Genomic DNA, 12,508 nt, shown 5'->3' on the forward strand with positions numbered 1-12,508 from the left:
CAGTTCCCGCCCGGCCTGCCGTTTTCGATCCCAGAGTGAAGGGACCCGACGCCCAGTGTCACCGCACGTGGATACCGTCTCCCACGCCGCCGAAACCCCCGACGCCGCTCAGCCCTATCGGGAGCTGGGTCTGAAGGAAGACGAGTACACCCGGATCAAGGAGATCCTGGGCCGTCGCCCCACCGACGCCGAACTCGCCATGTACTCGGTGATGTGGTCCGAGCACTGCTCGTACAAGTCGTCGAAGGTGCACCTGCGCTACTTCGGCGAGACCACCACCGACGAGATGCGCGAGTCGATGCTCGCGGGCATCGGTGAGAACGCCGGTGTCGTCGACATCGGCGACGGCTGGGCCGTCACCTTCAAGGTCGAGTCGCACAACCACCCGTCCTACATCGAGCCGTACCAGGGCGCCGCGACCGGCGTGGGCGGCATCGTCCGCGACATCATGGCCATGGGCGCCCGCCCGATCGCCGTGATGGACCAGCTCCGCTTCGGCGCCGCCGATCATCCCGACACCCGTCGCGTCGTCGACGGTGTCGTGCGCGGTGTCGGCGGCTACGGCAACTCCCTCGGCCTGCCCAACGTCGGTGGCGAGACCGTCTTCGACGCCTCCTACCAGGGCAACCCGCTCGTGAACGCGCTGTGCGCGGGTGCGATGCGCGTGGAGGACCTGCACCTCGCCCACGCTTCCGGCACGGGCAACAAGGTCATCCTGTTCGGCGCCCGCACCGGCCTCGACGGCATCGGCGGCGTGTCCGTCCTCGCCTCCGAGACCTTCGACGACAGCGCCGGTGGCCGCCCCAAGAAGCTCCCGAGCGTGCAGGTGGGCGACCCCTTCACCGAGAAGGTGCTCATCGAGTGCTGCCTCGACCTCTACCGCGAGAAGCTCGTCGTCGGCATCCAGGACCTCGGCGGTGCCGGTCTGTCCTGCGCGACCTCCGAGCTCGCCGCCGCCGGCGACGGCGGCATGCACATCAACCTCGAGCGTGTCCCGACACGCGCGAAGGGCATGACCCCGGCCGAGGTGCTGTCCTCGGAGTCGCAGGAACGCATGTGCGCGGTCGTCACGCCCGACAACGTCGACGCCTTCATGGACGTCTGCAAGAAGTGGGACGTCCTGGCCACCGTCATCGGTGAGGTCACCGACGGCGACCGTCTCGTCATCGACTGGCACGGCGAGACCGTCGTCGACGTGCCGCCGCGCACGGTCGCGCACGAGGGCCCGGTCTACGAGCGCCCCGTCGAGCGCCCGGCCTCGCAGGACGCGCTGATCGCGAACACCACCGCCGGCCTGAAGCGTCCGGAGACCGCCGACGAGCTGCGCGAGACGCTGCTGAAGATGCTCGCATCGCCGGCGCTGTGCAGCCGCAAGTGGATCACCGAGCAGTACGACCGCTACGTGCGCGGCAACACGGTGCTCGCCGAGAACGCCGACGCCGGTGTAGTCCGCATCGACGAGGAGACCGGCCGCGGCATCGCGCTCGCGACCGACGCCTCGGGCCGCTACACGCAGCTCGATCCGTACACGGGCGCCCAGCTCGCCCTCGCCGAGGCCTACCGCAACGTCGCCGTCACCGGTTCGACGCCGAAGGCCGTCTCGAACTGCCTGAACTTCGGTTCGCCCGAGGATCCCGGCGTGATGTGGCAGTTCCAGCAGGCCGTGCGCGGCCTCGCGGACGGCTGCGCGAAGCTCGGCATCCCCGTCACCGGCGGCAACGTCAGCTTCTACAACCAGACCGGCGCCACCGCGATCCTGCCGACCCCGGTCGTCGCGGTGCTCGGTGTGATCGACGATGTGCACCGCCGCATCCCCACCGGCGTCGGCCTCGAGCCGGGCGAGACGCTGATCCTGCTCGGCGAGACCCGCGACGAGTTCGACGGCTCCATCTGGGCGCAGGTCGAGCACGACCACCTCGGTGGTGTCCCGCCGAAGGTCGATCTCGACCGTGAGCGGCTGCTGTCGGAGATCCTCACCGCCGGTTCGCGCGACGGCCTGATCTCGGCCGCACACGACCTGTCCGAGGGTGGTCTCGCGCAGGCCGTCGTCGAGGCCGCACTCGCGGGCGAGACCGGCTGCCGCGTGCTGCTGCCCGAGGGCGCCGATCCGTTCGTGACGTTGTTCTCCGAGTCGGCCGGCCGCGTGCTCGTGGCCGTGCCGCGCACCGAGGAGTCGCGCTTCACGGGCATGTGCACCGCACGCAACATGCCGTGGGTGCGCATCGGCGTCGTCGACGAGGGATCCGACTCCGTCGAGATCCAGGGCCTGTTCTCGATCCCCATGACCGAGCTGCGCGAGGTGTGGGAAGGGACCCTGCCTGCCCTGTTCGGGTAACCGTGCCGGCCACCCAGGTCGATCGGCTGGCGGCGTTCGAGGCCCGGCAGGGCCGGATCATCGCCGCGGTCACCGACTTCGGTGAGCGCCACCCCCTCACCGCACGGGTGTGGGGGTGGCTCGGCCTGGACTTCACGGGCGTCGCCTTCGCCGCGCTGTTCTTCTGCTGGTCGCTGACGCCGTCGCTGCTCCCGCGCGACTGGCTCTTCCAGGGCCTGATCGGCGGCATAAACGCCGCGATCGGGTACGGCGTCGGATGCGTCGTCGGCTGGGCCGTGGCCCGCTTTGTGCTCCCCGCGCGGCGATGGTGGCCGCCGCCGCTGCCGGTGCTGCGTGCCATCAAGGTCGCGGTTCCGGTCGCGGCCGTTCTGGCGTCGCTCGTCGCGCTCGTGCTCTCCGCCGGCGAGCAACGCCAACTCGCCGCCCTGATGGGTGTCGAGGGCACCACGACCTCGGGATATCTGCGCACCATCGTGCTGAGTGTCGCGGTCGCTGCCGCCCTCATCGCCCTGTGGCGCGGGCTGCGCGACATCGTCCGCTGGGTGTCGATGCTGCTCATGCGCCGCACCCGGATGCCGCTCGGTCTCGCCCGCACGCTGGGCGTTCTCGTCGTGGTCCTCGCGACCTTCATGCTCATCGACGGCGTGCTCATCCGCGGCACCTACGCGATCGTCAATCAGGCGTTCGGCCTGCAGGACGACACCACCCGTCCCGGGGCGATCCAACCGGTCGATCCCGCGAAGTCCGGCAGCCCCGAATCCCTCGCGCCGTGGGAGACGCTCGGATTCGAGGGTCGCAACTTCGTCTCGCGAGGACTCGACGCCGAGGAACTGACCGCCGTCAACGGCAGTCCCGCACCGGAACCGATCCGGGTGTACGTCGGTCTCGACACCGCACCCACCCCGGAAGAACGCATCGACCTCGTCCTCGCAGAACTCGAACGGACCGGTGCCTTCGACCGCTCGACGCTCGTCCTGATCCCCACCACCGGCACCGGCTGGGTCAATCCCACCGCGGCCCGCGCGATGGAGCTCGTCCACAACGGCGACCTGGCGATGGTGGCCTGGCAGTACTCCTACCTCCCGAGCTGGATCTCCTTCCTCGCCGACCGCGAGAAGGCCGCTGCCGCAGGCAAGATGCTGATCGAGCGGGTGCACGAACGCTGGTCGCAGCTGCCCGAGGACGACCGCCCCGATCTGTTCCTCTACGGCGAGAGCCTCGGCACGCAGTCGGGGGAGGGCGCCTTCGACAGTCTCGCCGAGATCCGCGCCCAGATGGACGGGGTGCTGTGGGTGGGCCCGCCCAACTCCAACCGTCTGTGGCGGCAGCTCGTCGAGCGCCGCGATCCCGGCACGACCGAAGTGCAGCCGGTGTACGCGGACGGTCTCGTCGTACGCTTCGCCGACAGCCGGGAGGCGATCCACGAGCCCGACACGCCGTGGCTGTCGCCGCGCGTGCTCTACATCCAGCACGCCTCGGATCCCGTCGTCTGGTGGTCGCCGGATCTGTTGTTCTCCCGCCCCGACTGGCTGTCGGAGCCGCCCGGACACGACCGGTTGCCGCAGATGCGGTGGTTCCCCTTCGTCACCTTCTGGCAGGTCTCCGCCGACCTCACCAACGCGGCCGGCGTGCCCGACGGGCACGGCCACAACTACGGGTCGGCGGTGCTCGAGGGATGGATCGAGATCACCCAGCCCGAGGATTGGACCGAGACCGACACCGAGCGGGTGCGCATCGCCCTCGAGGCGTTCGCCGAGGACGACGGGCCCGAGAAGTGACATCGCGAGTTGCCGCTGTGAGTGGCACCGCCGTGAGCTGTACCGCTGCGGGATGCGCCGCCGCGCTGGTCGCGTGGAACAACGTCGTCCTCCCGGTGATGGATCTCGGTCCGCGCGGCAGGGCCGCCGCGAACGCCGGATTCGGTGTCGTGCTCGCCGCGGCGACCCGCGCGGCCGGCGTCTCCGCAGCCGAACTCGGCTGGCGCGAGGCAGGGAAGGGCCTGCGGTGGGGGACCGCCTCGGCGGTCCTGCCGGTCGCGGCCTACACGGTGATGCTCGCCGTCCCGCCCGTGCGGCGGCGGATGGCCGCCGGAGCGCGACGCGCCGACCACACCGAGTGGGTCTTCGTGCACATCCCCTTCGGGACGGTCCTGGCCGAGGAGCTGATGTTCCGATCGGTGCTGTACGCCCTGGCGCGCCGCGCTTCGCGGTGGTGTCATCCGAGCCGCGCCTCGCGGAGGTGGCACCGGGTGCTGACCTCGGTCGCCTTCGGGCTCTGGCACATCGCCCCCGCCCGGCACGCCGGGGACTCGGTGCCCGGAACGGTCGCGCTCACCGCCCTGAGCGGGGTGGTGTTCGACGAATTGCGGCGACGGAGCGGCAGTGTCGTCGCGCCGATGCTCCTGCACCTGGCGATCAACGCCGGCGGTGCCGTCGCGGTGGGCATCGCGACGAGCTCACCTCGTTAGGCTGTGCTGCCATGGCACCTCGGAGACCCGTCGACCCCGCCGAACTGCGCGCAGCTCTCGAACGGGTGGGTCCGTGGGTGACGGGGGAGAGCGACGAGAAGCCGCCGCGCCCCGATCTCGCCGCCGCTGTGCGGCTCAGTGCCCGCACCCTCGAACAGATCGCCCCGGGGTCGAGTGTGGAGGTGCGGGTGCCGCCGTTCGTGGCCGTCCAGTGCATCGAAGGCCCACGTCACACACGGGGGACACCGCCGAACGTCGTCGAGACCGATCCGCGGACCTGGCTGCGTCTGGTGGTCGGCAGCATCGATTTCCACGGGGCCGTGGACTCGGGTGCGGTGGAGGCGTCGGGTGGGCGCGCAGCGGAGATCGGACGGCTGCTCCCGATCGCCCGACTCTGACGTTCGCCGGGGTTCACACCCGGCGTCCGGGAGGGAGCACCCCGCGCTGCCCGTAGAATGGGGGGAGCCCCGCTTGTCCAGCCTCAGGGAGCACGTCCGTGACCAGTGCCGATCTGTCGGTCCACACACGTAATCTTCTCGCCTCCACCGAACCCGAGAACGAACCCCGCGAAGAGTGCGGAGTGTTCGGAGTGTGGGCTCCGGGCGAGGACGTGTCGAAGCTCACTTATTACGGTCTCTATGCGCTGCAGCACCGCGGCCAGGAAGCTGCGGGCATCGCCGTGGCCGACGGTTCACAGGTGCTCGTATTCAAGGATCTCGGTCTCGTCAGCCAGGTCTTCGACGAGCAGACGCTCGCCGCGATGACCGGCCACATCGCCATCGGCCACTGCCGCTATTCCACTACCGGGTCCACGACCTGGGAGAACGCGCAGCCGATCTTCCGCACCACCGCCGCCGGCTCGGGCGTCGCGCTCGGCCACAACGGCAACCTCGTCAACACCGCCGAACTCGCCGAACGCGGACGCCGTCTCGGCGTGCTCGATCCCACACGGCCCGGTGCGGCGAACTCCGACTCCGACACCGTCGGTGCGCTGCTCGCCCACGGCGCGAAGGACAGCACGATCGAAGAGGCTGCGATGAAGCTGCTCCCGCAGCTGCGCGGCGCGTTCTGCCTGACCTTCATGGACGAGCACACCCTCTACGCGGCCCGCGACCCGTGGGGCATCCGCCCGTTGTGCCTCGGACGCCTCGATCGCGGCTGGGTCGTCGCCAGCGAGACCGCCGCCCTCGACATCGTCGGTGCCTCCTTCGTCCGCGACATCGAGCCCGGCGAACTGCTCGCGATCGACGCGGACGGTGTGCGCTCGTCGCGTTTCGCGAACCCCGAACCCAAGGGCTGCGTCTTCGAGTACGTCTACCTCGCACGCCCCGACTCGACCATCGCCGGTCGTTCCGTCCACGCGACCCGCGTGGAGATCGGACGCCGGCTCGCGAAGGAACACCCGATCGACGGCGATCTGGTCATCCCGGTGCCCGAGTCGGGCACCCCGGCCGCCGTCGGCTACGCGCAGGGCTCGGGAATCCCGTACGGGCAGGGTCTGATGAAGAACGCCTATGTCGGCCGCACCTTCATCCAGCCCAGCCAGACGATCCGTCAGCTCGGTATCCGGCTCAAGCTCAACCCGCTGCGCGAGGTGATCCGCGGCAAGCGCCTCGTCGTCGTCGACGACTCGATCGTGCGCGGCAACACCCAGCGCGCCCTGATCCGCATGCTGCGTGAGGCCGGTGCCCTCGAGATCCACGTGCGCATCGCCTCGCCGCCGGTCAAGTGGCCCTGCTTCTACGGCATCGACTTCGCGTCGCCGGCCGAGCTGATCGCCAACGGTGCGGGCACCCGCGACACCGTCGACGAGGGGCACGACTACGACGAGATGGTCGAGATGGTGCGCCGGTCGATCGGTGCCGACTCGCTCGGCTACATCTCGATCGACGGCATGATCGGCGCCACCGAGCAGCCCGCATCCCGTTTGTGCGCTGCATGTTTCGACGGCCACTACCCGATCGCCCTCCCCAGCGAACATCAGGCGGGCAAGGACGTCCTCGCCGGCGTCGTCGACACCGATTCGGCCACCCCGACCGTGTTGGACAACGACAACGCGGACGTTCTCAGTCGGCCGTAGAAGCTGGTCGGGTACCGTAAGTGCCGCGGTCGGCACGGTTCGGCGTGCGTTTCGCATGTCCGGACGCAGGTGTGCCTGCCCGCATGTAGCCAGATTTTTCACGACAAGACACAACTCGAGGCTGGAGCCGACAACTCATGACCGAGGACGCAACCCCCGGAGCTTCCTACGCCGCGGCGGGCGTGGACATCGAGGCCGGTGACCGAGCCGTCGAACTGTTCGCCCCGCACGCGAAGAGGGCCACCCGCCCGGAGGTCATGGGCGGCCTGGGTGGGTTCGCCGGTCTGTTCGCGCTCAAGGGCGGATACAAGGAGCCGCTGCTGGCGGCGTCCACCGACGGTGTCGGCACCAAGCTCGCGGTGGCACAGGCGCTCGACAAGCACGACACGGTCGGTCTCGATCTCGTCGCCATGGTCGTCGACGACCTCGTGGTCTGCGGCGCCGAGCCGCTCTTCCTGCAGGACTACATCGCCGTCGGCCGCGTCGTGCCCGAGCGGGTCGCGGAGATCGTTGCCGGCATCGCCGAGGGCTGCGTCCAGGCCGGTTGCGCGCTGCTCGGTGGTGAGACCGCCGAGCACCCGGGCGTCATGGCCGCCGACGACTACGACCTGTCCGCGACCGGCGTGGGTGTCGTCGAGGCCGAGAAGCTGCTCGGACCCGACCGCGTGCGCCCCGGCGACGTCGTCATCGCGATGGGCGCCTCGGGACTGCACTCGAACGGCTACTCGCTCGCCCGCAAGGTGCTGCTCGACATCGGCAAGATGAGCCTGACGGCGCACGTCGACGAGTTCGGTCGCACCCTCGGCGAGGAGCTGCTCGAGCCCACCCGCATCTACGCCAAGGACTGCCTCGCGCTCGCCGCCGAGACCGAGGTGCGTACCTTCTGCCACGTCACCGGTGGCGGCCTCGCCGCGAACCTCGCGCGCGTGATGCCCAAGGGGCTCGTCGCCGAGCTCGACCGCACCACCTGGAGCCCGGCTCCGGTCTTCGGCCTCATCGCGCAGCGCGGACGGGTCGAGCGGGTCGAGATGGAGAAGACCTTCAACATGGGCGTCGGCATGGTGGCCATCGTGGCCCCCGAGGACGTCGACCGCGCTCTGGCGGTGCTCACCGCCCGGCACATCGACTGCTGGACGCTCGGCACGGTCCGCAAGGCACAGGACGGCGCCGACGAGCGCGCGGTGCTGCTCGGAGACCACCCGCGCTTCTGACGGGCGCGCGTCGCCCGACGCGAACACGACGAAAGGCCGGTTCCCCCAGGATGACTGGGGGACCGGCCTTTCGGCTCACTGCCGTGTTGTGAACTCGGAAGTCACAGACTCGAAGGCTGCGGACGGTGACGAGCGCCGTCCGGCCTTGCGTCGAACGCCGACCACATCACCGACGGAGGGGGAGCCGAACGATCGGCCTCCCCCTCCGTCGGAGAGTGATTTCAGGTCAGCGACGCCAGTCGTCGTCGTAGTCGTCGTCCCAACCGGAACGTTGCTCGGCGAAGACTTCGTCCCGCTGCGAGTTGGTTGCTCCGCCAGACAGCTCTCGCTGGAGGCTCTCGAAGTCGGTGGACGGCGAGCTGTACTTGAGTTGCCGTGCAACCTTGGTCTGCTTTGCCTTAGCCCGGCCGCGGCCCATGGCCAACCCCCTCGCGCTTTGACGGGGCGGCCTGGGGAAAAGTGGCGGCCCCGGTGTGTTGAGTATTTTCCTGACGCCCACTTTAGCGTGGAAACTTCGGTTGCGCCTCCACACACCCGGGTGGGCCGGTGTCCGTTACGCCTCATAACGACCCGACCTGCATGAATGCTGTTGAAATGTGATAAAGATGCCTGTCAGAACACCCCCGGGACGGCCCGGACGGTGCCGACTCGCACGCCACCACCGAAGACCGGTGCCGACGAGAGCACCGCCAGCCGTTCGGAATCGAAGGTCGCGGCGTTCGCGGCGGCACCCGCTCCGAGGCGGTGGAGCAGGGCCGCGGTGAGCGGGAGGCGTGCCCGCTCGTGCCCGTCGTCGATCTTGAAGGCGAAGGACGTGCCGTCCGGCAGCGCGCCGGCGTGGATCCCGTCGGCGCCCGCCTTGCACAGCAGGCCGCCCACCGCGCGCATGAGCTTCAGGTCGTCCTTGCCGGTGCCGGAGATCAGAAACGGATGCTCGCGCACCGCGTCGGCCACGGCGCGCTCGGGCGTGCCGGTCTCCGCCGTCGCGAGCCGCGAGTAGGCGCGGGCGAGATTGAACAGGGGGACGGGCACGATCGGCAGGCCGCAACCGTCGATGCCGAGATCGGTGTCCTCGATGTCGCCGGTCAGCTCGAGGATGGTCTCGGTCACCAGTTGCTGCAGGGGGTGCCCCGCGTCGGTGTAACCGTCGGTGTCCCAGCCGTTCGCCGCACACGCCGCGAGCATCGCCGCGTGCTTGCCCGAGCAGTTCATGTAGATCGACCGCGGCGTGCGCCCGGCGGCGAGCACCTCGGCGCGGGCGAGTTCGTTGCCGGGCAGATCCGTCGGGCAGCGCAGGTCCTTCTCGGTGAAACCGGCACCGGAGAGGACCCGCTCGACGGCCTCCACGTGGTCGGTCTCACCTTCGTGCGAGGCCGTGGCGATCGCGAGTTCGGCGGAGTCGCGGGGGACGAAGCCGGCGCGCAGCAGCGCGACCGCCTGCATCGGCTTGTTCGACGACCGCGGATAGATCGGTGTGTGCACCTCGCCCAGCGAGACGAGGACCTCACCGTCGGGGTCCAGGACGATCAGCGAGCCGCGGTGGACGCACTCCCGGAAGCCCGAACGCACCACCTCGACCAGTTCGACGCTCAACGGCTCTCTCCCTTCCGTGTGCGCCCCTCCTGTGTTCGCCCGACGAGGCGGCGGGCCTTGTCGGCGACGCTGGGAGCGATGTCGGCCTGCTGCTCGAGCATCGCGGCGACCCGCTCGTGGCCCTGCCCGGTGAACAGATCGCGCACCGTGGCCCCGTGGGAGGGGACGTGCTCGACGACGATGCGGTCGCCCGCGGCCACCGGTCCCTCGGAGATCACCTTCAGGTACGCGCCGCAGTCGCCGCGAGCGACGAACCGGGTGGCCCAGTCGTCCTCCTCCGAACGGATCGCGAAGGTGCGGCAGGGGGTGCGGGGGCCGGTCACCTCGAGGAGCAGACCGCCGTCGCCGACGCGCCACCGCTCGCCGATGACGGCATCGGTGGGGGAGAACCCGGAGACGTGCAGATTCTCGCCGAACCAGCCGATGGGCAACTCCCGGTCGAGTTCGGCGCCCCAGCGGCGCGACTCGTCCTGCGAGAAGGCGTAGACGGCCTTGTGGACACCGCCGTGGTTGGCGGTGTCGCACTGACGGTCGCCGGTCAGGCCGAGCTCGCCGACGTGCACCGGCCCGTCGACGGGACGCTTGTCGATCGCGGTGACGGGATTACGCCGCAGTCCGGTCTCGTGCAGCGTGTGCACGACGCAGACCGCTGCGACGGTCCCCGAGGTCGCCGGCCGCGTGCCGGCCGTCTCGGCGGTCACCGGCCGCGCAATCGATCGACCGCCGCCCTTCCTGCCTGGATGCCGTCGTCGGGAGGGATGGAGTCGGGGTCGATGGACGCCGCGCACGGTCCTGCGACGAGGGCCGTGTCGGGCGTGATGGTGCGTTTGACGAGTGCGAGCGCGATCGGCCCGAGTTCGTGATGGTCGACGATCGTGCCGATGCGTCCGACCGCGCGACCTCCGGCGGTGATGTCGTCGCCCGTCTCGGGTCGTCCGTCGGCCGAGCCGTCGAGATGGAGCAGGACGAGATGTCGCGGGGGCTTGCCGAGGTTGTGGACCCGCGCGACCGTCTCCTGCCCGCGATAGCACCCCTTGTCGAGGTGGACGGCGCCGTGCTGCTCGGGTCCGCCGATCCAGCGGGCCTCGTGAGGGATGGTGCGCTCGTCGGTGTCGACACCGATCCGGGGGCGGACCGCTTCGACGCGCAGGGCCTCGAACGCCCAGCTGCCGGCCGGACGCGCGCCGGCGTCCCGCAGGGCTGTGAAGATCGCGGTGAGCGACTCGCGCGGCACCAGGAGGTCGAAGGAGTGCTCGGTGGGCCACGGCATGCGGCGGACGAAGCCACCGGCGGGCAGGGCGACGGCGGCATAGGACTCGGCCGGCAGCGCGTCGATCCCGAGCGCGGCGAGCACGGCGGGGCTCCCGGCGTCCGGCCCGAGGAGGCTCAGGACCGCGAGTTCGTTGCCGTCACGGGGTTCGGCCTTCGCCCAGAACACCATCTTCTTCAGGAAGGCGAGCAGGTCGGGGCCGCGGTCGGCCTCGGTGTCGATCCAGGTCACGCCGTCGAGGTCGGTCTGCACGAAGTGGTGTTCGACGCGGCCGTTCGCGTCGAGGCTCAGGTTCTCGGCGGAGGTGCCGTTCGGGAGCGACGCGATGTGCTGGCTGGAGATGGTGTGCAACCAGCTCAGGCGTTCGTCGCCCGGGATGGCGATGACGAAACGGGTGGAACGGTCGACCACGGCGGCCGAAGTGGCGGCGGCGCGTTGCTCGCCGAGCGGGTCGCCGTAATGCCAGGGGAGTCCGGCATCGGGCCCGCCGGAAGGCGAGGCGACTGCGCCGGGAAGTGCGAGAAGGGCGCTTTCGGACACGATCGGAGACTCGGTCACGACACCAGTCTATGGGGAACCGGCCGCCGGGTCTGCCAGTGGCTAGGCTGAGCGCCATGGCTGAGCGGGTGCTGGTGACGCTGGACGGCGAGGTGAGGGATGCGGACGCACCCCTTCTGCACGCCGACGATTTCGGTGTTCTTCGTGGCGACGGGGTGTTCGAGACGTTGCTCGTGCGAGGCGGCCGGGCGCGTGCGCTCGAACTGCATCTCGCCCGGCTCGCGGCGTCCGCGGCCGCCGCACAGTTGCCCGAACCCGACCGCGACGACTGGCGGCTCGCCGTCGACGTGGCACTCGAGCAGTGGGGCGCCGAGCAGGAAGGCGTCCTGCGCCTGGTCTACACGCGGGGTCGTGAGGGCGCCGACACGCCGACGGCCTTCCTGCTCGTGACGCCGGTGGCCGAGCGCGTCGGCATCGCACGGCGCGACGGCGTGTCCGTGGTGACCCTCGAGCGGGGCTACTCGACCGATCTGGCGCAGAAGGCGCCGTGGCAGCTCCTCGGCGCCAAGACGCTGTCGTACGCGACGAACATGGCGGCACTGCGGCACGCCGAGTCGATCGGCGCCGACGACGTGATCTTCGTCAGTGCCGAGGGCTACGTGCTCGAGGGGCCGCGGTCGACGGTGCTCGTCGCGCGCGGCCGGACGCTGCTCACGCCGCCGCCGGAGCAGGGGATCCTTCCCGGCACCACGCAGCAGGCGCTGTTCGACCTGGCGGGCGAGCGGGATTTCACGGTTCGGTACGAGCCGCTGCGTCCGGCGGATCTCGTCGTCGCCGACGGTGTCTGGCTGATCTCGAGCGTGGCCCTCGCGGTGCGGGTGCACACGCTCAACGGGCACGCGCTGGTCTCGCGGGTCCAGGAGGGCGAGATCGAGGGGCTCGTGAGCGAGGCGGTCGACACCGCTTCCTGATCGGCGGCGGGGTGTGCCCCCGCGGGTGATCCGTATCCGATGTGACGTGAGTCCGATGTGTCGGGCGACACGAACGTGTTCCA

11 protein-coding genes are annotated in these 12,508 nt (G+C 70.2%); 7 read left to right on the plus strand and 4 right to left on the minus strand.

Annotated features, from left to right (window positions below; genetic code table 11):
• Positions 1–55: 55 nt before the first annotated feature.
• The 6 genes from purL (at position 56) to purM (ending at position 8,093) form a co-directional block, all read left to right on the plus strand.
• On the plus strand, positions 56–2,335 hold the full coding sequence (purL, locus tag ACWPOC_RS04770) for a phosphoribosylformylglycinamidine synthase subunit PurL (RefSeq protein ID WP_120281458.1): 2,280 nt from the start codon (positions 56–58) through the stop codon (positions 2,333–2,335).
• 2 nt (positions 2,336–2,337) lie between these two features.
• Positions 2,338–4,113, plus strand: coding sequence for an alpha/beta hydrolase (locus ACWPOC_RS04775; RefSeq protein WP_455408103.1), 1,776 nt, complete (start codon positions 2,338–2,340; stop codon positions 4,111–4,113).
• Positions 4,114–4,211: 98 nt separating this feature from the next.
• Positions 4,212–4,802 (plus strand): CPBP family intramembrane glutamic endopeptidase, encoded by a 591-nt coding sequence (locus tag ACWPOC_RS04780; protein WP_455408242.1) that lies wholly within the window; start codon positions 4,212–4,214, stop codon positions 4,800–4,802.
• Between the two features lie 11 nt (positions 4,803–4,813).
• Positions 4,814–5,200, plus strand: a complete 387-nt coding sequence (locus tag ACWPOC_RS04785) for a sterol carrier family protein (RefSeq protein WP_120281460.1) — start codon at positions 4,814–4,816, stop codon at positions 5,198–5,200.
• Between the two features lie 98 nt (positions 5,201–5,298).
• Positions 5,299–6,882 carry an amidophosphoribosyltransferase gene (gene purF, locus ACWPOC_RS04790; RefSeq protein WP_268655164.1) on the plus strand — a complete coding sequence of 528 codons (1,584 nt, stop codon included), beginning with the start codon at positions 5,299–5,301 and terminating at the stop codon, positions 6,880–6,882.
• Positions 6,883–7,019: 137 nt separating this feature from the next.
• Positions 7,020–8,093: a phosphoribosylformylglycinamidine cyclo-ligase gene (gene purM / locus ACWPOC_RS04795; protein ID WP_016695606.1), complete on the plus strand. Its 1,074-nt coding sequence runs from the start codon at positions 7,020–7,022 to the stop codon at positions 8,091–8,093.
• 226 nt (positions 8,094–8,319) lie between these two features.
• Here the strand turns inward: purM and ACWPOC_RS04800 are convergent, their stop codons facing one another.
• The 4 genes from ACWPOC_RS04800 to ygfZ form a co-directional block, all read right to left on the minus strand.
• Positions 8,320–8,511 carry a DUF3073 domain-containing protein gene (locus tag ACWPOC_RS04800; protein ID WP_006551813.1) on the minus strand — a complete coding sequence of 64 codons (192 nt, stop codon included), beginning with the start codon at positions 8,509–8,511 and terminating at the stop codon, positions 8,320–8,322.
• Positions 8,512–8,705: 194 nt separating this feature from the next.
• Positions 8,706–9,686 carry an asparaginase gene (locus tag ACWPOC_RS04805; RefSeq protein WP_120281462.1) on the minus strand — a complete coding sequence of 327 codons (981 nt, stop codon included), beginning with the start codon at positions 9,684–9,686 and terminating at the stop codon, positions 8,706–8,708.
• Positions 9,683–10,387 carry an MOSC domain-containing protein gene (locus ACWPOC_RS04810; RefSeq protein ID WP_120281463.1) on the minus strand — a complete coding sequence of 235 codons (705 nt, stop codon included), beginning with the start codon at positions 10,385–10,387 and terminating at the stop codon, positions 9,683–9,685. Before ACWPOC_RS04810 ends, ACWPOC_RS04805 begins: the two co-directional genes overlap by 4 nt.
• Positions 10,384–11,514 carry a CAF17-like 4Fe-4S cluster assembly/insertion protein YgfZ gene (ygfZ, locus tag ACWPOC_RS04815; RefSeq protein ID WP_120281464.1) on the minus strand — a complete coding sequence of 377 codons (1,131 nt, stop codon included), beginning with the start codon at positions 11,512–11,514 and terminating at the stop codon, positions 10,384–10,386. The genes ACWPOC_RS04810 and ygfZ overlap by 4 nt, the downstream gene beginning before the upstream one ends.
• Before the next feature lie 56 nt (positions 11,515–11,570).
• On the opposite strand from ygfZ, the gene ACWPOC_RS04820 reads away from it, so the two are divergent.
• Complete coding sequence (locus ACWPOC_RS04820) at positions 11,571–12,425, plus strand: aminodeoxychorismate lyase (protein ID WP_120281465.1); 855 nt, start codon at positions 11,571–11,573, stop codon at positions 12,423–12,425.
• The last annotated feature ends 83 nt before the right edge of the window (positions 12,426–12,508 follow it).

This window comes from Rhodococcus sp. 5G237 (genome assembly GCF_053764735.1).